Origin of the sequence: Pseudomonas sp. PS01298 (genome assembly GCF_029959745.1) — a bacterium.
In the GTDB taxonomy this organism is placed as follows: domain Bacteria; phylum Pseudomonadota; class Gammaproteobacteria; order Pseudomonadales; family Pseudomonadaceae; genus Aquipseudomonas; species Aquipseudomonas aylmerensis.
The window spans coordinates 12,215-36,519 of record NZ_JASCPP010000072.1; the positions used below are offsets into that span (position 1 = coordinate 12,215).

Annotated in this window: 21 protein-coding genes and 1 pseudogene; 16 read left to right on the forward strand and 6 right to left on the reverse strand. The window is 57.1% G+C overall.

Annotated features, from left to right (window positions below; translation table 11 throughout):
* Nucleotides 1-411: 411 nt before the first annotated feature.
* Complete coding sequence (locus QMX97_RS21900; protein WP_282397594.1) at nt 412-726, reverse strand: hypothetical protein; 315 nt, start codon at nt 724-726, stop codon at nt 412-414.
* Between the two features lie 518 nt (nt 727-1,244).
* On the opposite strand from QMX97_RS21900, the gene QMX97_RS21905 reads away from it, so the two are divergent.
* Entirely contained in the window at nt 1,245-1,493 is a 249-nt protein-coding gene (locus tag QMX97_RS21905) for an antitoxin VbhA family protein (protein WP_282397595.1), read from the forward strand.
* A 112-nt stretch (nt 1,494-1,605) separates the two neighbouring features.
* On the opposite strand, the gene QMX97_RS21910 is transcribed toward QMX97_RS21905, so the two are convergent.
* Nucleotides 1,606-1,875 carry an AbrB/MazE/SpoVT family DNA-binding domain-containing protein gene (locus QMX97_RS21910; protein WP_282397596.1) on the reverse strand — a complete coding sequence of 90 codons (270 nt, stop codon included), beginning with the start codon at nt 1,873-1,875 and terminating at the stop codon, nt 1,606-1,608.
* Nucleotides 1,876-2,292: 417 nt separating this feature from the next.
* On the opposite strand from QMX97_RS21910, the gene QMX97_RS21915 reads away from it, so the two are divergent.
* The 14 genes from QMX97_RS21915 to pqqE all read left to right on the forward strand — a co-directional run bounded on the left by QMX97_RS21915 (nt 2,293) and on the right by pqqE (nt 19,088).
* Complete coding sequence (locus tag QMX97_RS21915) at nt 2,293-3,600, forward strand: SIR2 family protein (protein ID WP_282397597.1); 1,308 nt, start codon at nt 2,293-2,295, stop codon at nt 3,598-3,600.
* Between the two features lie 4 nt (nt 3,601-3,604).
* Nucleotides 3,605-5,311: an ATP-binding protein gene (locus tag QMX97_RS21920; RefSeq protein ID WP_282397598.1), complete on the forward strand. Its 1,707-nt coding sequence runs from the start codon at nt 3,605-3,607 to the stop codon at nt 5,309-5,311.
* 618 nt (nt 5,312-5,929) lie between these two features.
* Nucleotides 5,930-6,664 carry a hypothetical protein gene (locus QMX97_RS21925; RefSeq protein ID WP_282397599.1) on the forward strand — a complete coding sequence of 245 codons (735 nt, stop codon included), beginning with the start codon at nt 5,930-5,932 and terminating at the stop codon, nt 6,662-6,664.
* Nucleotides 6,654-8,936, forward strand: coding sequence for a DEAD/DEAH box helicase (locus QMX97_RS21930; RefSeq protein WP_282397600.1), 2,283 nt, complete (start codon nt 6,654-6,656; stop codon nt 8,934-8,936). Before QMX97_RS21925 ends, QMX97_RS21930 begins: the two co-directional genes overlap by 11 nt.
* Nucleotides 8,937-9,591: 655 nt before the next feature.
* Entirely contained in the window at nt 9,592-10,110 is a 519-nt protein-coding gene (locus QMX97_RS21935) for a hypothetical protein (protein ID WP_282397601.1), read from the forward strand.
* A gap of 84 nt (nt 10,111-10,194) precedes the next feature.
* The gene (locus tag QMX97_RS21940) at nt 10,195-10,641 is read left to right on the forward strand and encodes an Lrp/AsnC family transcriptional regulator (protein WP_065904662.1); all 447 of its coding nucleotides are present in this window, start codon (nt 10,195-10,197) and stop codon (nt 10,639-10,641) included.
* 168 nt (nt 10,642-10,809) lie between these two features.
* Nucleotides 10,810-12,492 (forward strand): NAD(P)/FAD-dependent oxidoreductase, encoded by a 1,683-nt coding sequence (locus QMX97_RS21945; RefSeq protein ID WP_065904799.1) that lies wholly within the window; start codon nt 10,810-10,812, stop codon nt 12,490-12,492.
* 10 nt (nt 12,493-12,502) lie between these two features.
* A complete protein-coding gene (locus QMX97_RS21950) occupies nt 12,503-13,297 on the forward strand; it encodes a carbon-nitrogen hydrolase family protein (RefSeq protein WP_106802470.1) in 795 nt (264 codons plus the stop codon).
* Between the two features lie 48 nt (nt 13,298-13,345).
* Nucleotides 13,346-15,712, forward strand: coding sequence for a pyrroloquinoline quinone biosynthesis protein PqqF (gene pqqF / locus QMX97_RS21955; protein WP_282397602.1), 2,367 nt, complete (start codon nt 13,346-13,348; stop codon nt 15,710-15,712).
* A 159-nt stretch (nt 15,713-15,871) separates the two neighbouring features.
* Nucleotides 15,872-15,946 carry a pyrroloquinoline quinone precursor peptide PqqA gene (pqqA, locus tag QMX97_RS21960; protein WP_003194766.1) on the forward strand — a complete coding sequence of 25 codons (75 nt, stop codon included), beginning with the start codon at nt 15,872-15,874 and terminating at the stop codon, nt 15,944-15,946.
* Between the two features lie 71 nt (nt 15,947-16,017).
* Entirely contained in the window at nt 16,018-16,929 is a 912-nt protein-coding gene (pqqB, locus tag QMX97_RS21965) for a pyrroloquinoline quinone biosynthesis protein PqqB (protein ID WP_120450194.1), read from the forward strand.
* An 11-nt stretch (nt 16,930-16,940) separates the two neighbouring features.
* Nucleotides 16,941-17,693, forward strand: coding sequence for a pyrroloquinoline-quinone synthase PqqC (pqqC, locus tag QMX97_RS21970; protein ID WP_017138042.1), 753 nt, complete (start codon nt 16,941-16,943; stop codon nt 17,691-17,693).
* On the forward strand, nt 17,690-17,965 hold the full coding sequence (gene pqqD, locus QMX97_RS21975; protein ID WP_106802467.1) for a pyrroloquinoline quinone biosynthesis peptide chaperone PqqD: 276 nt from the start codon (nt 17,690-17,692) through the stop codon (nt 17,963-17,965). Before pqqC ends, pqqD begins: the two co-directional genes overlap by 4 nt.
* Nucleotides 17,958-19,088 (forward strand): pyrroloquinoline quinone biosynthesis protein PqqE, encoded by a 1,131-nt coding sequence (gene pqqE, locus QMX97_RS21980; protein ID WP_010207007.1) that lies wholly within the window; start codon nt 17,958-17,960, stop codon nt 19,086-19,088. The genes pqqD and pqqE overlap by 8 nt, the downstream gene beginning before the upstream one ends.
* 5 nt (nt 19,089-19,093) lie before the next feature.
* Here the strand turns inward: pqqE and QMX97_RS21985 are convergent, their stop codons facing one another.
* The 3 genes and pseudogenes from QMX97_RS21985 to QMX97_RS21995 form a co-directional block, all read right to left on the reverse strand.
* On the reverse strand, nt 19,094-19,252 hold the full coding sequence (locus QMX97_RS21985) for a YqaE/Pmp3 family membrane protein (protein WP_007904205.1): 159 nt from the start codon (nt 19,250-19,252) through the stop codon (nt 19,094-19,096).
* Nucleotides 19,253-19,348: 96 nt separating this feature from the next.
* Nucleotides 19,349-19,521 (reverse strand): annotated as a pseudogene (locus QMX97_RS21990) (helix-turn-helix domain-containing protein); the annotation flags it as partial.
* A gap of 171 nt (nt 19,522-19,692) precedes the next feature.
* Nucleotides 19,693-20,961, reverse strand: a complete 1,269-nt coding sequence (locus QMX97_RS21995) for an aminotransferase class III-fold pyridoxal phosphate-dependent enzyme (RefSeq protein ID WP_106802466.1) — start codon at nt 20,959-20,961, stop codon at nt 19,693-19,695.
* A 209-nt stretch (nt 20,962-21,170) separates the two neighbouring features.
* Here QMX97_RS21995 and QMX97_RS22000 point away from each other — a divergent pair, with 209 nt between their 5' ends.
* Nucleotides 21,171-22,070 (forward strand): LysR family transcriptional regulator, encoded by a 900-nt coding sequence (locus QMX97_RS22000; RefSeq protein WP_065904676.1) that lies wholly within the window; start codon nt 21,171-21,173, stop codon nt 22,068-22,070.
* A 241-nt stretch (nt 22,071-22,311) separates the two neighbouring features.
* On the opposite strand, the gene QMX97_RS22005 is transcribed toward QMX97_RS22000, so the two are convergent.
* On the reverse strand, nt 22,312-24,090 hold the full coding sequence (locus QMX97_RS22005) for an acyl-CoA dehydrogenase C-terminal domain-containing protein (RefSeq protein WP_282397603.1): 1,779 nt from the start codon (nt 24,088-24,090) through the stop codon (nt 22,312-22,314).
* Nucleotides 24,091-24,305 lie beyond the last annotated feature (215 nt).

A 24,305-nucleotide genomic window follows, 5' to 3' on the forward strand; every position in this document is an offset into this window, starting at 1 on the left:
GCAAAAACTGGGGCAATGCGACAGGGGGAAAAGTGAACCGCTAGGCCTTGAATCAAAGTTCATCAGACCTCGCTTCGGCGAGGTCTTTTTTGAGCAACTTCAACAAGCGGATGACGGGTCAAGGGGTTGGTGCGGCCCGCAGGAGCGAAGCGACGAGGACCCGGCCCCTTGATGCGGCAGAAGCGACCCACGCTCACGGCACGGGTGTAGGGGATCAAGGCCGGAGGCCTCCCCTGCACCCTTGACGACAGAGGGCGACTCGCTCCCTTCCCGCTTGCGGGAAGGGCGGGGGGATGGGTTACGAAAGAACGTTAACCTATTGAATTTAATTACCTAACGGCAAAAAACAAGACAGTTTCAGCGTGTACGCATTGATGGTATTTGCGTACACAAACGCTCAAGACCGGACGATCACTTGGTCCGATAAATCCTTCGAAACCAAGTCCTACCTTTGTAAAGACGTTTACAGATCTTGATGGACAGAATGCCTACCAGCACCAGTACGACCCCGAACACAATCCAGAGGAATGTCGAATTGGTGGAGAGGTGATCATGAACGAGCTTCGCCGCATACCAACCTGCCGCCACTGAAACGACAATGAAAAAGATGGTGATTGCCCCTGGCGTGCCATAGGCAATTTCCGCATGACAGCCTCTACAAACTGAGGCGCCCCACGGGACGTCGTTCATGCAATGTGGGCAACTGACGGTTTGGTTGGTTTGCACCGGTTCACTCCTTTGAAAAGCTTCCTTGAAGAACCGCTAGTCTAACGGATGTTCTCCCCAGCGAGTCATCAGGGAACACGCAGACACGGATCAGAAATCCAAACGATTGGAATGTTTGAACATCAGCCTTGAAGCTCCGCGCCCTGCTTGGGCAACCCCTTCGGTTGCATCCCGTGTCCGAACTTGCCGGACTGGCTGCGGGGCAGGCACGGCGGGCGGAGCCCTTGACCTACCCCTGGCGATAGGCTGAGCGCTTCCTGTGGAGTCAAGGGTACGGCTACGCCCGGCATCCTCGCCCGTTCGGTGCTCGCCTTCGGCTCCGCTCCGCATGCGGCCTCCGGTGCCGCCCTTGACACCACATCCAGCAAGAACCTTGGCGCTTTGGCTACTGCACGATTTCATGTATACCAAGGCTTCCATCAAGATCCTGTTGTCTGGTCAACGCGCGTAGCCTGAGGGTCGTCAACTTCAATTCCTTTGTGCATGAACAAAGTTTCTCAAGCTCGTCAGGGACAGGTATGACCTTCGAAAATCAAAATGCAGCCAAACAGCAAGGCAAAGTTCCCCCCTCAACCAGTGACGATCGGCCGGACACAGAGCTGCTCACCGAGTCCGAACGGAGTGAGCGGATAAAAGCTGTGAGCTTTGCCACTGCGTCACTAATCCAGTCGGGATTTGAAGTCACCGAAGCAATGCTGCTCCCGGGCGAGCGCTACATCAATGGTGAGATTGAATTGAATGAGATCGTAGCAAGCGCGATGAAGTAAAGCCCTCAGCCCGGCCTGACCGGTCTATCCATAAGGTTTCGCTACGGTCGGCAGAGCGCCACTCGACGCCGCAAGCCAGACGAAATACCGACTCCGGAGCTGTCAGCTCAAATCAAGGGTTGTCACGAAGGGCGTCGATGAGACGTTTGGGCTTGAGGATAATCGCGTCATTCAAAATCTCGACATCCAAATCGTCCCCAAGGGCTAAGCCCATTTTTGCGAGTAGTTCCAACGGCAATTCAACGATGACGTCGCCACTTCCATCAGCAGTACCCTGACACTTCACGGTCCAGCGTTCGCTCCCGCACATAACCGTACCACCCTCAAGTCTTCGTTGGACGAGTTCTATCATGCCCGTGTTGTAGCCACCAACTTCATTCAAGTCCTCCAAGGAGGGCCGTTAGGCTGAACGGGTGCAGTCGGTATCAACTGCAATGCAAGCGGGGTGATGTATGAAAGACGGTGAAGCACTAATGCAGGATAGGCAAAACGCCGTAACTTCGTCATACAGGCGCATTTTTGAAGTGAGTTAGCAAAACCGCTGCCTCATTAGCGTTGAGAATTTCGTCATGTCGAAAAAACACACTATGAAGGCGCTATTGAGGGCTAAAGCAGGATGGGCAAACCACCGGGTTGTTACCGGGGCAATTTACTGGACGTTGACGTAAGAGACCGCATAGTGTGGGCATGGCGCTATGATACTAGTGGCTTGCCCAGCACATGTTGCTCGAATCACATAGGCAGGCAGTAGATCTTGATGCGTGAGCCTGCTTTGTTCAAAACAAAGGATCGTGTTTCCATGACAATTGATGCCCCTGCACCTGGCCCGGCCATAGAACAGCCACCGCCACCTCCTCTCCCGCCGCCGCTACCGCCCATTCCCCCAGCCCCACTGGCGGACAGTTTCAGAGGGCTACAGGCATACCTACCACCAGGCGCTCAAGAGTGGCTGCCGCTTAATTCCGATGCATACCAAGTCATTAATGGCGCCGACCCTGCTGACAGCTCACAGATTCGCTCTAATCGGTCATTGCTAGGAGATATGTTCTCATCGGCTCTCCAAGTGCCGAACCTCGGTTTTTTTGCTGGAAGCGGTACATCACTTGGCGCTGTCGGTGGCCCGAGCATGTGGCAGCTATGGCAAGAAGCGATGTGCTTACCCGGAACTAGCGACCTAACAGCAGCGGCTTCTCACGTAGCAGATGCCGTCCGTTACGTCGAACGTGCCAACCCGAACATTGAGCACTTTCTGTCACAATGCGATGCCTATCTCTCTTTTAACGAAGACGGCACAGTTCGAGCGTTTCTAGCGAATGTAAAAGCTATTATCTTGAGGGCTTGTTCCGGATTCCTAAGCTCGCCAAACTCTGACATCTCTGCTTATCGCAACCTGCTACAAAAACTTGCCAGACGCAGGGTGCGCGATCCTCGATTGAGGGTTTTCACGACCAACTATGACATGTGTTTTGAGACGGCCGCTTCAGACCTAGGCATGGTCGCGATCGACGGATTTTCATATACCCGCAAACGGCGGTTCGATGGAAAGCACTTCACTTATGACATCGTGCGTCGAGAAGCGGACAGCCACGAATTCGCCGAAGGAATTTTCCATTTACTCAAGCTACACGGTTCAGTGAGTTGGAGCCGAGAAGGGAACGAGATCTACGAGCATGCTACCCCCGATGCCACAAATGCATGCTTAATCTACCCTGCAAAAGGCAAGTATCAGCAGACATTCCTGCAGCCACACTTGGAGCTCCTTTCCCGCTTTCTTGAGTTCCTACGTCAGTCAAACGGTTGCTTAGTTGTCGCAGGTTTTGGCTTCAACGATGACCACCTTTCTGAGCCGATCTACTCGGCAATTCAATCCAACCCTAGCCTGAAGCTAATCCTGTGTGACTTCCAATGCATCAACCATGTGCGCAACCGAGGATTTCACGGTTCAAGCCCCTATTGGGGAAAGTTCCACGATTTGGCCCTACAAGGATTCGATGTCCATTTCATCAGCGGCTCGTTCAGCGATACGGTCAGCCACATACCACACCTACGTACCGCGTCGCCGGCAGAGCAATTAGCCAACGCAGTTAAACGTATAGGGGCGAGGTAAGCTCATGTCACCAGATGGCATTCTCAATAGCGCCCTTAAGATAGGCGTGGTGTCCAGCGTAGGTGCTCAGCTAATCAAAACAAACCTGGCCCATGCTGGCGAAGTGAGCGGTAGGTACCTCGGCTCCAATCGATACGGCAAAGGCGAGGTCGGTGAGCTAGTGCTGATCGAAGGCCAGCAAGCTGTGCTCTTGGGCCGAATCACTGAGATCAGCCTCCCAGATCGCGACCGTAGTGAGATATCTCAAGATTTTGCTGGGACGAGTCAAATTGACGCAATCGGCTTCATCCGACTGCTCGGCTCAGTAGACCTACATACATTGAAAGTCACAGCCGGCGTTAGCTCATACCCGCGCCTTGGAGATCGAGTGTACTCGGCACCTGGATCCTTTATTTCACAGATCCCTCTACTTACCTCTACGGGCATTGATGGTGAACCACCCCGCGTTTCGCTGGATCTAGGACACGTGTCAGGGGATGGTGGTTTTCCGATTGCTGTGACCCCGGAAAAATTATTTGGACGCCATTGCGCGATTCTTGGATCGACCGGCGGGGGCAAAAGCTGGACAACCTCCAAGCTTATCGAAGAGTGCCGCAGGTACAGCTGCAAAATTGTGCTTATTGATGCGACAGGGGAATATCGGTCTCAGACGGGGCCGGACACCGCCCACCATCACCTAGGTACGCCTCTCCACCATGCTGCAGGATCGACTGAGGTATCTATCCCTCCGACTAGCTTTAGCGAAACTGATTTCCTTGCTCTGTTTCAGCCCTCGGGCAAAACACAAGGGCCGAAATTGCGGGATGCGATCAAAAGCCTGCGTCTTGCGCAATTGGCTCCTGATTTATTTCCAGAAGGCATTGTTCGCAAACTCGACCAGCCGAGGGTGACATTCAGGGAAGCGATGAATCGCGGCAATAATGCCAACCTGGTAGGAAGTCCCAGTCAACCATTTGATCCCAGCCTACTCGTGCGTCAAATCATCGAGGAGTGCTGTCATCCAACCGGTTATGGGAATGACATGAATAAGTGGGGAGGTGCCAGTAACGAACTCTCTTATTGCTCATCGCTGATGACCAGAATACTGAGCGTAATGGAATCAACATCCCTAAGTAGCATCTTTCGCCCGGCAGAGGGGCTGTTTAGTCTAGTAGAAAAATTCGACGAGTTCTTCGCTGATGACAGGCGCCTGCTCCGAATTTGCCTGAGCTCAGTGGGATACGAGTTTAATGCTAGGGAAGTCATCGCCAATGCTATTGGACGGCTCTTACTACAACGTGCACGCAGCGAGACTTTCAGACAGCGACCGCTGATTGTGATTCTGGACGAGGCCCATAATTTCCTTGGGAAAACGCTAGGCTCCGAAGACGACGTTCAACATCTGGATGCGTTTGAATTAATAGCTAAAGAAGGACGCAAATATGGGCTAAACATCTGCCTGGCGACACAAAGGCCACGCGACATCACCGAAGGTGTGCTAAGCCAGATGGGCACCCTCCTCGTCCATAGGCTGACGAATGACCGTGACCGAGAGGTTGTAGAGCGTGCATGCGGTGAAATTGATCGGTCTGCAGCGGCCTTTCTTCCGAACCTGAAGCAAGGTGAAGTAGCCATGGTAGGTGTGGATTTTCCTATTCCGGTAACCATCCAAATCGCTCGTCCCAATCAGCCGCCTATTTCTGACGGGCCAAGTTTTCAAGACCTCTGGTAGCTAGGTGATTTCACGAACGAATACCTTTTTAGAACAATTGCCTAGCGCGTGCATGAATTGCCTTCACAAGGTAATTCATAGGTGCCTAACAGACTAACGTGCTTACCCCCGGCCCAATTGAGGTGAGCGCGATTTGAGGAAGCATTAATGCGGGTCAGTACCAAGCCTTCGCCAAATTCTCGGAAACTACCTCCAAACGCCACCTGAGCGATCTCTTGGAGAAAGCTACATGGTCCTTCGCCTGGTGACGGCCTTCCTCCCCCCTATCACCGTGCACTGTTCTAAGACTGATATCGAAAGTACCGCAATACTATCGTGCCATTACGCTAAATTTCGGTAAGATTCAGATGACGCAGGATTTCGGTAAAGGTAAAAAATGGACTTTCCCCCTATCATCGCCCAAGTGAGGACCACAGCGAGCTGGCTTACACCGGCCGCATCGCTGGTTACTCTGTTCAAGTCGTCGTGGGCCGAAGGTCATATCGGCGAGCGACTCGTACGTTTCGTGGCTTATCGGCAATCGGACGAGCAGGCCTACCGCCGTCCGGAAGGCTCGACGGCGCCATGTGAAGCAGCAGGATGCACACATCCTGCGGTCCGTATATTCGAGGTCTTTATATGACCATAAATTATGGGCAGGTGACTCCCGATGCATCGTGGGGCTGTGAGTTTACTGAAATCCTTAACTCAACAGATATGCAGTTTGTCAGGCTTTGTCATGTCCACGTGTCTCAGATATCGCAAATCTCAAAGATGCTTGCAACTTCTGTTGTCGATACTTCATGGATGGTAGACCTAGATGAGGGTGCCAGAGAGGCCTACGAATATACCGTCCAAGAAACCGCAGGGTTACTTATTCAAATTTTCAAGGCCGCAGAAAAAGCTGGAACTATTGTAGAAGATTTTGGCGAACTCATGGTTTCTATGGGGGCGGCCAAGTCCTTGGAAGTATTATTTAGCCATACGCTAATTCCAATTGCTGAACTCTGGAAACCGCAAGCAAAGCAAAATGAAGGATTTGATTTTCATAGTGTTTGCGGCGCTGATTACCTAAATTTTGGCGAAGCAAAATATTCTTCAAACAGCACCACCTACGGCATTGCCTTAGACCAAGCAAGCGATTTTTTATCTACGAAAAAGCACAAGCGAGATTGGGTACATCTGACAAGCCTAGCCTCTCCTGCAAGCATTCAGAATCTGAACAACAATCTTCACGGCGTTGTCGCTGCATTTTCAATACATGCAAAAGATCACCTAACAATATACAAAAACGCGCTGCAAAGGGCTGCTGAGTTTGCTAATGAGAGAAACGTTAGTTTTGTGTATATGGTGGGAGTGACCCATGAAGGTTAGAAAAATTAGAGACAGTGCTGACCCACATGGAGATCTAGCCAACGTTTTTGATGACATTCATCGGCACGGTCCGTTTAGCTCAGATATTCTCGAAACGCTGACCTGCTTTCGTATATTTCATCCTAAAGCATTCGCCAAGCTGGAAGAGAAAATAATATCTGCATTAGGCCTATTTTACAAAATATCAAACCCAGACAATCTCTATTCGCTCCTTTTGAGCTCTATTGGAGAAGCGCATAAGAACTCATACGGAAAATATCTCACTCCAGTTCAAGCAAGCGTAAGACGCGCAGTTGACAACAAACAGTTCATCTCAATCTCCGCTCCAACCAGTGCAGGAAAATCCTACTCAATTCGAGATTTTATTGCAGAGCAGGAAGGGGACGCCGTCGTTGTCGTCCCTTCCCGAGCCTTAATCGCGGAGTACATAAACACTATGAAGGAACGGTTTCATGGTGTTAAAGGGGTAATGATCACACCGTTCATCGACGTTATCTTTACTAGCAGGAATCTAAGAAGAATCTTTGTTCTTACGCCAGAGAGAGCCCGGGACCTTTTTATCTCTGAAAACAAACTTGATGTTAGGGTTTTCTTTTTCGATGAAGCACACGTCTCCGAAGATCGCTCCCGCGGGATAGTTTTTGACGTACTGGTTAGACGTATTCAGAAAGCATTCCCTAACGCAAAACTTATTTTTGCGCATCCTTTTGTTGACAACCCAGACGCACAATTTAAAAAGCATGGAATATCCCTAGATAGCGGCTATGCCAGATCCTACACGCATGGCACGGTAGGAAAAATCTGTATTTTTCAGCATAAAAATGGCCGTGACTACATCTTTTCACCATTTGATGAAAATGGCCACAGAGTCAGAGAATGCGTAGAGTTCAATGGCGGATTCAATAACTTTGCCTTTAATGGCGAACACTCGATACTGATATACGTTTCCAAAGCATCCATTTACAATGGTACATTCCTCAATGGATATGAAGAATACATAGACAATTTCCCACCTATCTCAGACTCTAAAGCCAAAGAAATAATTGAGTCCGTGCAAAATCTACTTGGAGCTAATCAAGAGGATCACCGTTCAAGAATGGTTGAGCTTCTAAAAAAAGGGGTTGTAATTCATCACGGCTCTGTCCCCTTGGAAGTCAGATTCATGGTCGAGAATTTCATCCGATCGGGATTTGCAAAAATTTGCTTTGCGACAAGCACTTTAGCTCAAGGTGTTAACATGCCTTTTGATATCGTATGGCTTGATAACATGCGCTTTCAAGGCGAGGGAGATGAAGAAAAATCTTTGTCTTTCAAAAACCTTATAGGGAGAGCCGGAAGGCTTTCGGACAAAGCAAAATTTGACTACGGATATGTATTTACAAAAAATCCCGAGCTATTTATTGAGAGAATCAACCAAAATTTCAGGCTAAATGAAAAATCTGTTATTGACGTGCCATACGATCAAAGCGACGACGCTGCTGAGCTTCTCGACGCGATAAAAGATGGTACTTTTGATGACGAACTGCATTTACCGAAATCCAAAATTGAGCGTCTTTCCTCTTCGGTAGTTCTCGATGCAGTAGCAAAGATACTGGACACCCTTTACAGTCCAGGCATATCCCTTAAAGAAGCCCTGCACGGAAAAGTTAATCAAGAAAAACGAGCGAAGCTATGTGAGTACTTTATTACAATATTTGAAGGTGCCTTGGGTCGGGTTTTGTTCACAGGTGAGTTAGCGGTATTCAGAAATGCGATAGGCATAATGTTTCAAACATTTCAGGGAAGATCTTTTAAAGAAATTGTAGGGATTCGCTATAGCTACATTTCTCGTCGCAGCTTTGGGAAAATGGGAGATGCTGAGTTCTCGCAACCTGCAAACCAATTACCGGATAGCAGCTTGAAAAAAACATACTCAATATACGAGAGGGGAACTCCCGCCAGAAATGTCAGCTATGACGCTATCGTTTTCGATACGTATGATTATTTAGATCAGGTTGTTTCATTTTCGTTATCAGATGTTTTCGCTGCTGCTTTTAAAATTTATAGAAATATAAGATCCGACAACCGCGCCGACAAGATGATCGAACTTTTGCGATTTGGCACCAACGACGCAATGCACATGCTATTAATGCGCTATGGTTTCCCACCCGAAGAAGTGGCAGAGATAACCCCCTACATACGGAGTATTTCAGAGTCGGACATCACCTTTAAAAGCACGATACATGAAGCGCCTATGTATATTAGAAACATGGTAGATTGGTATCTTCCATAGGTAACACAACAGAATTAAAAGCATGCCGCCGCGTGTTTTTTTCATAGAGAGGCTTACTAACATTCCGTTATCAGCACATATCCCTGGGGTTAGTTGGCACCTAGTAGCAATCTGGGAAAGGAAGTCAGGGTTGAATCGCATCTACTTTTCCTTCCGGGGATGGCTGCTCCTGCGGACTCGTTTTCGTATCATCAGCTGATGGGTTTGGCTCGTCTTACCGCTGAGTACCTCCATGGCACCATGCTCTACTGGTTGTGAAACGCTCAACTGGCGAAATCAAATCTCCACCTGGAGATAAGTTCGGTACGGTAACGGTACAATGCCCAGCTTCTGGGGGTCGCGCTAAACTACCCTCAACATCAACAACCACAGGCCCTCCAGCTATGCCAACCTACGTTCACTTTCGAACGATTTCTCTAGGCATAGTACGTCGCCCAGCAACTCATAATCCTTTGGTCCACGGTTCAAGTCCGTGTGGGCCCACCAAACAAGAAAGCCGCGCATTGCGCGGCTTTCGTCGTTTCTGGCGCGTGCAAATTCGGGGCGCTGCTGCGCTCGACCTCGGCAATGAAAGATTTGTTAATTGTTCGCGCCAGCTGCGACGCAGACCATGGCCGGCGATCAATATCGACTTCAGTACGAGGAAACCGGCTCCATGCCTCAAGCCCCACGTTCGCCGCACGCGCTCATCCGCCCCCTGTTCAACCTGGGCAGGGCCCTCGCCATCACCCTTGCGACCTTCAACTGCGCGCATGCAGCAACGCCCGCCCCGGCCACGATCAAGGCGTTCAAACTGTGTACGGGCGCGGACAATGCGTCGCACGTCCTGGTCGGCAGCATCGACCAGAACATGCGCAATGACGTCACCGCCATTCACTTCAAGCAAAGCCCGGCGCATGCCGCTTACGGTTGGCATAACGACCCGGAGCCGCAGTACGTGATGACACTGTCCGGCACCCTGGCGTTCGCTACGCGGGGTGGCGAGACGTTCACGTTGCATCCCGGTGAAGTGCTGGTCGCCGAAGACAACACCGGCTCAGGCCATCGCTGGAACCTCATCGACGACCAGCCTTGGCGGCGTGGCTACGTGGTGTTGAAGCCCGGCGCAGTCGATTCGTTTGTGCCCGACGACCCCGCCGCGGCGAAGGTGTGCAAGGCGCCCGCCGCGAGCTGAGCGCAGCCTGGAACCGAACGTGCGGTTCCAGGACGCAAGCCTGTAACATGCCACTCCATTGCCGTCCGCTCTGGAGCTTTGCCCTTGCCCGTCCTCGATGAAATCGATCGTCAACTGATCGCCGCCCTGCAGATCAACGCGCGTGAAAGCGTGGCCATGCTCGCTCGGCAGCTGGGCATCGCGCGTACCACGGTGACGTCGCGCCTGGCACGGCTGGAGAAAACCCAGGTGATCACCGGTTACGGCGTGCGCCTGGGGCAGCGTGTCGTGGATGGCGGTTTGCAGGCTTATGTCGGGATCACCGTACAGGCGCGCTCGGGCAAGGAGGTGCTGCGCAAGTTGAGTGCCATGGCCCAGGTGCAGCAGCTGTGTGCAGTGAGTGGTGAGTTCGATTACGTCGCCTGGCTGCGCACCGATTCGCCGGAGCAACTGGACCAACTGCTGGACCAGATCGGCAGTGTCGACGGTGTGGAAAAAACCACCACCTCGATCATCCTCAGTAACAAATTGGACCGCGGCCAACCAATCTGACCAGCAACCTCGTCATATTGACTGAAACCAATTCATTCCGACGACACATTGCGTCTTATTAACGAGCGCAACGCTGCCTAAACTGGCTGCCATCTTTTCCTATACTCAGCGGGTCACGTCCTGCCGAGTCGTCAGCAAGGGTCAGCCATGAGCATTCCGTCCAGCACCATCAGCAAGACCAATCGTCACCCCGCAGACGGCAAGAAACCCATCACCATCTTCGGCCCGGATTTTCCGTTTGCCTTCGATGACTGGATCGAACACCCGGCCGGGCTGGGCAGCATTCCCGCCGCCAACCATGGCGCCGAAGTGGCAATCGTCGGGGCCGGGATCGCCGGCCTGGTCGCCGCCTACGAACTGATGAAACTGGGCCTCAAGCCGGTGGTGTACGAAGCCTCGAAGATGGGCGGCCGCCTGCGCTCCCAGGCCTTCGAAGGCGCCGAAGGCATCATCGCCGAGCTGGGCGGCATGCGCTTCCCGGTGTCGTCCACCGCGTTTTATCACTATGTCGACAAGCTGGGCCTGGAGACCAAACCCTTCCCCAACCCGCTGACGCCGGCGTCCGGCAGCACGGTGATCGACCTCGAAGGCCAGACCCATTACGCCCAAAAGCTCTCCGACTTGCCGGTGCTGTTCCAGGAAGTCGCCGATGCGTGGGCGGATGCCCTGGAAGCCGGCTCGCAGTTCGGCGATATCCAGCAGGCGATCCGCGACCGTGACGTGCCTCGCCTCAAAGCGCTGTGGAACAAGCTGGTGCCACTGTGGGACGACCGCACTTTCTACGACTTCGTCGCCACCTCCAAGGCATTCGCCAAGCTCTCGTTCCTGCACCGCGAAGTGTTCGGCCAGGTCGGTTTCGGCACCGGCGGCTGGGACTCTGACTTCCCCAACTCGATGCTGGAAATCTTCCGCGTGGTCATGACCAACTGCGACGACCACCAGCACCTGGTGGTCGGCGGCGTGGCCCAGGTGCCGATGGGCATCTGGCGTCACGTACCGGAGCGCTGCGCCCACTGGCCGGCCGGCACCAGCCTCAGCTCGTTGCACCGCGGCGCGCCGCGCGCCGGGGTCAAGCGCATCGCCCACGCTGCCGATGGCCGCTTTGCCGTCACCGACAACTACGGCGACACGCGCGAATACGCCGCCGTGCTTACCACCTGCCAAAGCTGGCTGCTGACCACCCAGATCGAGTGCGATGAAACCCTGTTCTCGCAAAAGATGTGGATGGCCCTCGACCGCACGCGCTATATGCAGTCGTCGAAAACCTTCGTGATGGTCGACCGCCCGTTCTGGAAAGACAAAGACCCGGAAACCGGCCGCGACCTCATGAGCATGACCCTCACGGATCGCCTGACCCGTGGCACCTATCTGTTCGACAACGGCGACGACAAACCCGGCGTGATCTGCCTGTCGTACTCATGGATGAGCGACGCGTTGAAAATGCTGCCGCAGCCCATCGATAAACGCGTGAAGCTGGCCCTCGACGCGCTGAAAAAGATCTACCCGAACGTCGACATCAAGGCACGCATCATCGGCGATCCGATCACAGTGTCCTGGGAAGCCGACCCGCACTTTCTCGGGGCCTTCAAGGGCGCGCTGCCGGGTCACTATCGCTACAACCAGCGGATGTATGCGCACTTCATGCAGAAGGACATGCCCGCTGAACAACGTGGGATTTTTATCGCCGGCGATGACGTGTCCTGGACCCCAGCCTGGGTCGAGGGCGCGGTGCAGACCTCGCTGAACGCGGTGTGGGGCATCATGACCCACTTTGGCGGCAGCACTCACCCCGAGAATCCCGGGCCGGGTGATGTATTCGACGAGATCGGGCCGATCGCCCTGGCGGACTAAGGAGTTGAGGATGCGTGTCGCCCTGTACCAATGCCCGCCGTTGCCACTGGATGTGGCCGGCAACCTCAAGCGCCTGCACCAGCTGGCGCATGAAGCTTCGGATGCCGATGTGCTGGTGCTGCCGGAGATGTTTCTCAGCGGCTACAACATCGGCGCCGAGGCGGTGGGCGCCCTGGCCGAAGCGCAGGATGGGCCATCGGCTCAAGCAATTGCCGAAATGGCGCAAAGCGCTGGCCTGGCGATTCTGTACGGCTACCCGGAACGCGCCGAAGACGGACAGATCTACAACGCCGTGCAATTGATCGACGCCCACGGCCAGCGCTTGTGCAACTACCGCAAGACCCACCTGTTTGGCGACCTGGACCACTCGATGTTCAGTGCCGGCGGCGATGATTGGCCGCTGGTGGAGCTCAACGGCTGGAAGCTCGGCGTCCTGATCTGCTACGACCTGGAGTTCCCGGAAAACACCCGCCGCCTGGCTCTCGCCGGAGCCGAGCTGATCCTGGTACCCACGGCCAATATGGTGCCGTTCGACTTTGTTGCCGACGTGACGGTGCGGGCACGCGCCTTCGAGAACCAGTGCTACGTGGCCTACGCCAATTACTGTGGGCATGAAGGCGAGATTCAGTACTGTGGGCAAAGCAGCATCGCCGCGCCGGACGGCCAGCGCATCGCCCAGGCCGGCCTGGATGAAGCCTTGATTGTCGGCACGCTGGATCACCAATCGATCCGCGACGCGCGCGCCGCCAATCACTACCTGCAAGACCGCCGCCCCGAACTGTACGGCGCACTGCACAAGCCCTGATCCTGCGGGTTTGCTAGCATAGGCACCTCTCTTGTTTCGGAAGTGCCCATGCCTGCGCCGGCCCACCCTCATCGCCAACACCTGACCCTGGCCAACGGCCTGCGGGTTTCCCTGCACCATGCGCCGCGCTTGAAACGCAGTGCGGCGGTCTTGCGGGTGGCTGCCGGCAGCCATGATGTGCCGCTGGCGTGGCCGGGGCTGGCGCATTTTCTGGAGCACCTGTTGTTTCTCGGTACTGTGCGTTTTCCCACGGGCGAAGGCTTGATGGCCTACGTGCAACGCCAGGGTGGCCAAATCAATGCCAGCACGCGCGAGCGCACCACGGAGTTCTTCTTCGAGTTGCCGGTGGCGAGCTTGGCGCAGGGTTTGGAGCGGCTGGCAGACATGCTGACTCACCCGCGCCTGACGGTCGAAGACCAGTTGCGTGAGCGCGAAGTCCTGCACGCCGAGTATGTGGCCTGGTCCCAGGATGCCCAGGCGCAACAGCAGGTCGCGTTGCTGGCAGGCCTGGCGGCGGATCATCCGTTGCGGGGTTTTCATGCAGGTAACCGCGACAGCCTGCCGGTGGAGCGTGAGGCTTTTCAGCAAGCGTTGCGGGCATTCCACCAAGGGTTCTATCGCAGCGGGCAGATGACGTTGAGCCTTGCCGGCCCCCAGTCGCTGGCAGACTTGCAAGCCTTGGCGCAGCAGTTCAGCGCAGCCCTGACCTCGGGGCCTTTGCAGCCCCAAGTCGAGCCGCCGCCACTGGCGCAAGGCCAGGCACCGAGTTATCAACATGTCGCCGATAACCACCTGCACCAGGTCATTACCTGCAGGGCTCCCCGCGAAGCACTGGATTTTCTCTGCACCTGGCTAAACGCCTCGGCGCCGGGCGGCCTGTTGGCCGAACTGAAAGCACGAAAACTCGCCAGCGCAGTGCAGGCGTCGGTGCTTTACCACTTTGCCGGGCAAGCAGTGCTGGATATCGACTTCACGCTCGCGAACCAAAGCGCTTCGACGACACACATCGAGGCATTGCTTTACGACTGGCTGAGCTTTTTCGCACACAGCGACTGGGCTTCACTGCGAGAAGAATTCGCCCTGCTGGCGGCGCGCCAACAGCAGGTGCAAGGCGCACTGGCCCTGGCCCGGCACGACAGTGAAGGCCTGACGGATGAGGATGTCGCGGCCCTCAAGATCCTGCTGGAGACCCTGCACCTACCGTCCTGCGAACAGGCCTGGCAACTGCCGCCCAACAATCCGTTCCTGCGCCCACCCGTCAAGGACGAGCGCGCCGGCCTGATTCGCGGCCAAACCAGCGCCCACCGGGGCTTGCGCACCTTTGCCCAAGACCGTTCGCGGGGGCGGCGAGAGCTGTCGGCACTGACATTCAGCCAAGGGTTGGCGAATGACAGCGATGAGGGCGCGCTCTACCTGCACTGGCGGTTTGAAGCTGCCGTACCCGCCGGGCTGGATAGCACCTTGCAGGCACTGCGCGAGAATGCTCGTCAGGCAGGTGTTGAAATGTCTTTCGAAACTGTCGGCAATGACTGGTTGGTGAAGCTGATCGGGCTGCAAGAGCCGATGCCAGCGATACTCGAGGCGCTGGCGCTCGACTTGAATCAACCGCAAGAGGCACCCAGCGCCCCGACACCGATGCTCGCGATCCGGGCATTGCTCAAGGCGCTCCCTGCCTGTTGCACCACCGGCGTCAGCGTCTCCAGCGAGCAACCCATGTCCTGGGCCACCGCACGCTGGCAAGGGCTGGGCGTTGGTTTGTCGCCCGCCTCTGAAGTGGCGATCAAGGCCGCGGCCGCGCGCTTGCCCGGGCACGCTGCGCGACTTGAATCCACGTGCACCAGCATCAGCGGCCAACATCTCTGGCATCAACTGAACACCGACTCCGCAGAGGCGGCGTTGCTGCTGTTTTGCCCTGCGCCTACCCAGTCCCTGACGGACGAAGCCGCGTGGCGATTGCTCGGGCACCTGCTCCAGGGCCCCTTCTACCAACGTCTGCGGGTCGAGCTGCAGTTAGGCTACGCAGTGTTCAGCAGCGTCCGACAAATCAACGGGCAAATCGGACTGCTGTTTGGCGTGCAATCCCCCAGCGTTTCACTTGAAGGGATCCTTGAGCATCTGCAGGCTTTCCTGGCGCAGTTGCCTGCGCTGATCGACAGCAGCTCGCTGGATAACCAGGCCCTGGCGCAACAATTCACGGTCCAGGCGCTGCCCATCGCCCACGCCGCCGAACTGCTCTGGCAGGCGTATTTGGCGGGCCATCCGTCGGATTACCTCACGCGCCTCCAACAAGCGATCCAGGCCTGCACCCGCGAAGACCTGCTGCACGCCGCCCGACAGCTTGAGGGTGCTGCAGGCGGCTGGCGCTGCATCGCAAACGGCCCGCGCATCAACGATGCCTGGCAAGTGCCAGGCTGATCATTGCCGCCCTTGCAAAAGGCTTTTGTTACCGAGACAGCGCTAACTTGAAAAGAATTGCGTAACATTCATACGCACACCTCTGAACATCTCCGACTGGAGGTGGACTATATGTATTACTTGGTAGTGAATGTCCCATCCCTTCGTAGGAGTAAGAATATGACCTGGTCCAAACCTGCTTACACTGATCTGCGCATCGGTTTCGAAGTCACCATGTACTTCGCCAGCCGTTAATCCGCTGGGTAATACAACGCCTCGGCTCGCCCGGGGCGTTTTTGTTTTGAGCTTTGCTTGATGGAGCGGCCATGTTTGTCCAGATTCTAGGTTCCGCCGCCGGCGGTGGCTTCCCGCAGTGGAACTGCAACTGCGTGAACTGCGCGGGTTTTCGTGACGGTAGCCTGCGGGCGCAGGCGCGCACCCAATCGTCCATCGCGATTTCCGACGACGGCGTGAACTGGGTGTTGTGCAATGCCTCGCCGGATATCCGCGCGCAACTCCAGGGCTTTGCGCCGATGCAACCCGGCCGCGCCCTGCGCGACACCGGTATCAGCGCAATCATCCTGATGGACAGCCAGATCGACCACACCACCGGCCTGCTGAGCCTGCGCGAAGGTTGCCCACATCAGGTGTGGTGCACCGACATGGTCCATGAAGATCTGAGCACCGGCTTCCCGTTGTTCACCATGCTCACCCACTGGAACGGTGGCCTCGCCTGGAACCGTATCGAACTGGACGCCAGCTTCACCATCCCGGCCTGCCCCAACCTGCGCTTCACCCCGCTGCCGTTGCGCAGCGCCGCGCCGCCTTATTCGCCGCACCGCTTCGATCCGCACCCAGGCGACAACATCGGCCTGATCGTCGAAGACCTGCGCACCGGCGGCAAACTGTTCTACGCCCCGGGCCTGGGCAAGGTCGACGCCCCCTTGCTGGAAATCATGGCTGGCAGCGATTGCCTGCTGGTGGACGGCACGATGTGGGATGACGACGAAATGCAGCGCCGTGGCGTCGGCACCCGCACCGGTCGCGAGATGGGGCACCTGGCACAAAACGGCCCCGGCGGCATGCTTGAGGTGCTGGAACAGCTGCCGAAGCAGCGCAAGGTGCTGATCCATATCAACAACACCAACCCGATCCTCGATGAAGACTCCCCCGAGCGTGCCGAGCTGGGGCGACGCAATGTCGAAGTGGCTTACGACGGCATGAGCATTGAATTGTAGGAGTGATCGAAATGACTGACACACCGCTGACCACAGCCGAATTCGAAGCCGCGTTGCGCGCCAAGGGCGCCTTCTATCACATCCATCACCCCTACCATGTGGCGATGTATGAAGGCCGCGCTACCCGCGAGCAGATCCAGGGCTGGGTCGCCAACCGCTTCTACTACCAGGTGAACATTCCGTTGAAAGACGCCGCGATCCTGGCCAACTGCCCGGACCGCGAGATCCGCCGCGAGTGGATACAGCGCTTGCTCGACCACGACGGCGCGCCCGGCGAAGACGGCGGCATCGAAGCCTGGCTGCGCCTGGGCCAGGCCGTCGGCCTTGACCCGGACCAACTGCGCTCCCAGGAACTGGTGTTGCCCGGCGTACGGTTTGCGGTGGATGCCTACGTCAACTTTGCGCGCCGCGCCAGTTGGCAGGAGGCCGCCAGCAGCTCGCTGACCGAACTGTTCGCGCCGCAGATCCACCAATCGCGCCTCGACAGCTGGCCGCAGCATTACCCGTGGATCGACCCCGCCGGCTATGAGTACTTCCGCACCCGCCTCGGGCAGGCTCGGCGTGATGTCGAGCATGGCCTGGCGATCACGCTGCAGCACTACACCACCCGCGAAGGCCAGGAACGCATGCTGGAAATTCTCCAGTTCAAACTCGACATTCTGTGGAGCATGCTGGATGCCATGAGCATGGCCTATGAATTGAAACGCCCGCCGTATCACAGCGTGACCGAGCAGCGGGTCTGGCATAAAGGGATCACCCTATGAGCTTCGATCGCAGCAGAAAACCGACCTGGCGCCAGGGCTATCGCTACCAGTATGAACCGGCGCAGAAAGGCCATGTGTTGCTCTATCCCGAGGGCATGATCAAGCTCAACGACAGCGCCGCGCTGATCGGTGGCCTGATCGACGGCGATCGCGATGTCGCCGCGATCATTACCGAACTTGAGCGGCAATTCCCCGGCGTACCGGAGCTGGGTGAAGACATCGAGCAGTTCATGGAGGTCGCCCGTGCTGAGCACTGGATCACCCTTGCCTGAGAAGCCGCCTATTGGCTTGCCGTTGTGGCTGTTGGCCGAGCTGACTTACCGCTGCCCGTTGCAGTGCCCGTATTGCTCCAATCCGCTGGATTTCGCCGAGCAGGGCAAGGAGCTGAGTACCGAACAGTGGTTCAAGGTATTTCGCGAGGCGCGTGAGATGGGGGCCGCGCAGCTGGGCTTTTCCGGCGGCGAACCGTTGGTGCGCCAGGACCTCGCCGAGTTGATTGCGGAAGCACGCAGGCTGGGCTTCTACACCAACCTGATTACCTCCGGCATTGGCCTCACCGAGCAGAAGATCAGCGACTTCAAGAAGGCCGGCCTGGACCATATCCAGATCAGCTTCCAGGCCAGCGACGAACAGGTGAACAACCTGCTGGCCGGTTCGAAAAAAGCCTTCGCGCAAAAACTCGAAATGGCCCGCGCGGTCAAGGCGCACGGCTACCCGATGGTGCTGAACTTCGTCACCCATCGGCACAACATCGACAAGATCGACCGCATCATCGAGCTGTGCATTGCGCTGGAGGCGGACTTCGTCGAGCTCGCCACCTGCCAGTTCTACGGCTGGGCGCAACTCAATCGTGTGGGCTTGTTGCCGACCCGCGAGCAACTGGTGCGCGCCGAACGCATCACCAACGAATACCGCGCCAAACTGGAAGCCGAAGGCCACCCGTGCAAGCTGATATTCGTGACGCCGGATTACTACGAGGAACGCCCGAAAGCCTGCATGAACGGCTGGGGCAGCATCTTCCTGACCGTGACACCGGACGGCACTGCCCTGCCCTGTCACGGTGCCCGACAGATGCCGGTGCAATTTCCGAATGTGCGTGACCACAGCATGCAGCACATCTGGTACGACTCGTTCGGTTTCAACCGCTTTCGCGGCTACGACTGGATGCCCGAGCCGTGCCGCTCATGCGACGAAAAAGAGAAGGACTTCGGTGGCTGCCGCTGCCAGGCCTTCATGCTCACGGGGGATGCGAGCAACGCCGACCCGGTATGCAGCAAGTCCGAGCAGCACGGCATCATCCTGCAAGCGCGGGAAGAAGCCGAACATGCCACCCAGACCATCGAGCAACTGGCCTTTCGCAATGAGCGCAACTCAAGGCTCATCGCAAAAGGCTGACGGCCTCAGCGCTTGGCGATGATGTACACCGCGTGCACGATGCCGGGAATGTAGCCGCACAGGGTCAGCAGGATGTTCAACCAGAACGCGCCGGCGAAACCTACTTGCAGGAACACACCCAGTGGCGGCAACAGAATGGCGATGATGATACGAATGAAATCCATGGGATCAGCTCCAGAAAATCGGCTCGTGTGAGCCGTCTAGCTAATCGACCTTGGGCGTTCGTGAGGGTTCAGTGGGATCTGGCACTGGGCCATCCTTCAGGTCAGGATCTGCAACCCGTGTTTTCGCACGATGCTCAGCAGCTTTTTAGCGCCATGCCGCTGGGTTGTTTCTCGCCGGACTCCCATTTTTTCACCGTGTAGGCGCTGGTGTTGAGGTAGCGGGCGAAAACAGGTTGGCTCACATGACTGCTTTCACGAAGCTGCTTGATGAGTGCCCGGTCGGCATTCCTTGCCGACGTCCGCTAAAAAGCCATTGTTTTCACTGACGCTCAATCAACCTTTCCAATCCAAAAAAATTTCACCGACAAAAAAACGCCCCCAGCCAAAAGAATCAGGCTGGAGGCGCCGCGTATGCCGCGAGACGGTTCGAGAATCAGGATTTAAACGGCGATGCCCTTGCGGCATTGCAGTTGGGCTGTGCGCACGCGGGAGAAGGCACGGGCCAGGCGCAGGAGCATTTCGTCGATGTTGCTCTTGCTCACCGTCAGGGCCGGGGTGAAACGCAGGCAGTTGGGTTGTGGCGCATTTAGGATCAGGCCTTCATGCAGTGCGGCTTTTACCACCGCATCGGCAGAATCATCCGACAAGGTCAGTCCCCAGATCAGGCCGTGGCCACGCAGTTGGCCATGGTCGTAGCGATAGGCCAGGCGGGCAAGGCCTTCGCCCAGGTAGCAACCCGACTCACGCACCTGTTCAAGGAAACCGTGCCCCAGCACCGTATCGAGTACCGCCAGCCCGGCCGAGGCCATCAGCGCATTGCCATGATGGGTGCCTTCCAACTCGCCCGCCGCAAAGCAACAGGCTTTGCCACGCGCCAGTAGTGCCGCCAACGGGACGCCGCCGCCCAGGCCTTTGCCGAGGGTGAGAATGTCGGCGCGCACGCCGTACTGCTGTTCGGCGAGCAAGGCGCCGCAACGGCCGAGGCCGGTCTGGACTTCATCGAGGATCAGCAGGATCCCCAGTTCCCGGCACAGGCGCTCGACGCCTTTGAGGTAGTGCTCGGTCGCAGGGATCACGCCGGCTTCGCTCTGGATCGGTTCCAGCATGATCGCGACGGTTTGCGCATCGACGGCGGCATGCAGCGCCGGCAGATCGTTAAAGGGCACATGGCTGAAGCCCGGCAGTTGCGGTTCAAAGCGGTTTTCACCGGCGTTCGACGAGGCAGCCATCGCGGCAAAACTGCGGCCATGGCAACCGCTGCTGGCGCTGATGATGCGGTAGGCGCCACCCCGGTGCAGTTGGCCCCATTTGCGCGCCAGCTTGATCGCCGCTTCGCAGGCCTCCGCGCCGCTGTTGAGCAGGTACGCCTGGTCGCTGCCGGTGCGGTGGCACAGGCGGTCGACAAGGTTGAGTTGGGCACGGTTATGCAAGCCGATACCGGGATTGATCAGCGCCTGGGTCTGGTCGGCCAAGGCTTTGATCAGCACCTGCGGGCTGTGGCCGAGGCTGTTGGCGGCATTGCCCTGGCTGAAATCCAGGTAGGCACGGTCGTCGCTGTCCCACAGCCATGAGCCCTGGCCGCGTACGAATACCTGGGCAGGCCGCGCGACGGTGGGCATCAGGCAGTCACTGGACAGGTCGTGGTGGGAGGCGTCCTCGATCAGGTCGTCGAGGCTCGGCACGGGGCGGCGCATATTGAACAGGTTCACACTTCACCCCCGATGGCAACCACACCATGGTGGGTCACCCCTGCACTCACGGCCTTGAGGTTTTTTGCGTTGCCTATGTAAATACCATCAACATAAACACTGTTCATTGCCCGATCCGGCCCTGTAAGCCCTGCGAATAGGCGCTAGACTAGGCGTCTCGGGGGCCAACGGCCATTTCGATTTTCCAGCTTTTTCGATAAGAAAGACTTATGGATTTCAAGCAACTGCGTTATTTCGTCGCGGTGTATGAAGAAGGCCACGTAGGCCGCGCGGCTGAACGCCTGTCGATCTCACAACCGGCGTTGTCGCAACAGATTCGCCAGCTTGAACAGAACCTCGATGTGAGCCTGTTCGAGCGCAGCAGCAAGCGCCTGCTGCCGACCCTCGCCGCCCACACCCTGTACAACCACGCCCTGCCGCTGATCGATGGCATGCAGCAGGCCGTCGAAGCCTTGCGCAACTTCAAGGGCCAGGCCATGCGCACCTTGGCCATCGGCGTGCTGCAAACCGTGCACACCAGCCTGGTCCCGCAAATGCTTGAGCGCGTGCGCAAGGCCCAGCCGCACCTTGTGGTGCAGATCTACGAATTGACCGGGCTGGAGATCGAGCGCCGCCTGCTTAACGGCTCGCTGGACATCGGCATCAGCTACCTGCCGCCGCGCCAGCCAGGCCTGCACGGCGTGCTGCTGTATGAAGATGAGTTGAAGGTCGTCATCCCTGAAGACCACCCCTTGCGGGAGTTCAAGAAAGTCTCGCTGAAACAGGCGGCCGAGTTGCCGATGTTGCTGCTGGGGGAAGAATTCCAGGTGCGGCAGATCTGGCAGGGCCAGTTGTCCAACCTCGGGCGCCGGCCGCAGGTGCAGGCCGAACTGAATACCATGGTGGGAATTCTCGACAGCCTGCCACATACCAAGCTGGCCACCGTGCTACCGGGGCGCTCGCAGGACGAGCACAACAGCAAGGCATTGCTGTGGAAACCCTTGAGTGAACCCAGGGTGCCATTGAAGGTAGGTTTGGTGTGCCGCGATGTGCAGCGCCAGCAGGCGACGGTGGCATTGCTGCGCACGCTGCTGGAAGACGTGATGAACGCCCCGCCGGTACAGCCGTGAAGTGGGCGGTCCGGACTTTTTCGCGGGCAAAAGAAAACCCCGCCGAAGCGGGGCTTTGCAGACTGTTTCCCTGACATCCATTTCACTCCGCCGTCCTGGCAGAATCCTACGTGTCCGTGTTGTTGCTTTGCGCTTCCTGCGCGACGTCCATGTGAAGTAGATTATCCGTGGATCCAATTTGGCGATAGAGGACGAATAGCAGTACGTCATGTAAGAGAATGCTTACACGACCTCCACGCCGTTAGAACAGGGCTTCATCCAGCAGGAACAGCGATTCGCTGCCGGCTTTGACCGACGCACTCAGCGAATGAATACGGGGCAGCAGGCGGGCGAAGTAGAAGCGCGCGGTCCCCAGTTTGCTGGCGTAGAAATCTTCCTCAGCTTCCTTGCCCAACGCCACCTTGGCCATGCGCGCCCACATATAGGCATACGCCAGGTAGCCAAAGGCGTGCAGGTACTCCACCGATGCCGCGCCGATTTCATTCGGGTTGGCTTTGGCGCGATCCAGCACCCAGGCGGTCAATTCATCCAGGTTATCCAGCGCTGCGCTGAGCGGACGGGTGAACTCACCCAACTCGGCGCCCGCCGTGGTGATGAACTGGCGGATTTCATCAGCGAACAACCGGTAGAACGCGCCGCCGCTGCCGACGATCTTGCGCCCCATCAAGTCCAGCGCCTGGATGCCATTGGTGCCTTCGTAGATCTGCGTGATGCGCACATCACGCACCAGCTGCTCCTGGCCCCACTCACGGATGTAACCGTGGCCACCGAACACCTGCTGGCCGAGCACGGTGGTTTCCAGGCCAAGGTCGCTGAGGAACGCCTTGGCCACCGGCGTCAGCAACGCCACCAGGTTATCGGCACGCTCGCGCGCTGCCGCGTCTTCACTGAACTTGGCGATGTCCAGTTGCGTCGCCACGTAGGTGGAAAACGCCCGGCCGCCTTCGTTGGCGGCTTTCATGGTCAGCAGCATGCGACGCACGTCCGGGTGGACGATGATCGGGTCGGCCACTTTGTCCTTGGCCTGGGCGCCAGTCGGCGCACGGCTTTGCAAACGGTCGCGCGCGTATTCAATCGCGTTCTGGTAGGAGCGCTCGCCCGACGCCAGGCCCTGGATACCCACACCCAGGCGCTCGTAGTTCATCATCGTGAACATCGCCGCCAGCCCACGGTGAGGCTCGCCCACCAGGTAACCCACGGCTGCGTCGAAGTTCATCACACAGGTGGCGGAGGCCTGGATGCCCATCTTGTGTTCGATGGAGCCACAGGTCACCGGGTTGCGCGCGCCCAGGCTGCCGTCGGCATTGACCATGAATTTCGGCACCAGGAACAGCGAGATGCCCTTGGGACCGGCCGGCGCGTCCGGCAGTTTGGCCAGCACCAGGTGGATGATGTTTTCAGTGAGGTCGTGTTCGCCACCGGTGATGAAGATCTTGGTCCCGCTGATCGTGTAGGAACCGTCCGCCTGAGGCTCGGCCTTGGTGCGGATGATGCCCAGGTCGGTCCCGGCGTGCGCTTCGGTCAGGCACATGGAACCGGCCCACTCGCCGGAGTACATCTTCGGCAGGTAGATTGCCTTGAGTTCTTCGCTGGCATGGGTGTTGATCGACACACAGGCGCCGGACGTCAGCATCGGGTACAGGCCGAATGCCAGGCTCGAGGAGTTGATCATTTCTTCGACCTGCGCCGACACCGCCTTGGGCATGCCCATGCCGCCGAAGATCGGATCACCGCCTACGCCCACCCAACCGCCTTCGGCGTAGGTTTTGTAGGCCTGTGGATAACCATCCGGCGTGGTGACTACGCTGTCCGCCCAACGGCAACCCTGCTCATCGCCACCGCAACTGAGCGGGGCGATGGATTTGGCGGTGACTTTGCCGGCTTCTTCGAGGATTGCCTCTACGGTTTCGGCGTCAACGGTGTCTGCCAATGCCGGCAATTGGGCCCAAGTCTTGGCGACCTCAAAAACTTCGTTGAGGACGAAGCGCATATCACGCAGCGGCGCTTTGTAATCAGCCATGGCAAACCTCGTGAGAACGTTAAAAGTAATTCGGTAGGATCGGTTTTACAGGCTCCGAGTGTAACTGAACAACTTTTGAGACACATAGGGTCCATTCGTGACCATTCAGTATTTATAAGTCACATGTGAGTCTAATACGGCAGCGGGCTTGCTCGCGAAGGCGCTGTGTCAGTCACCTGAGGTGCTTCTGACACATGACCTTCGCGAAGCAAGCC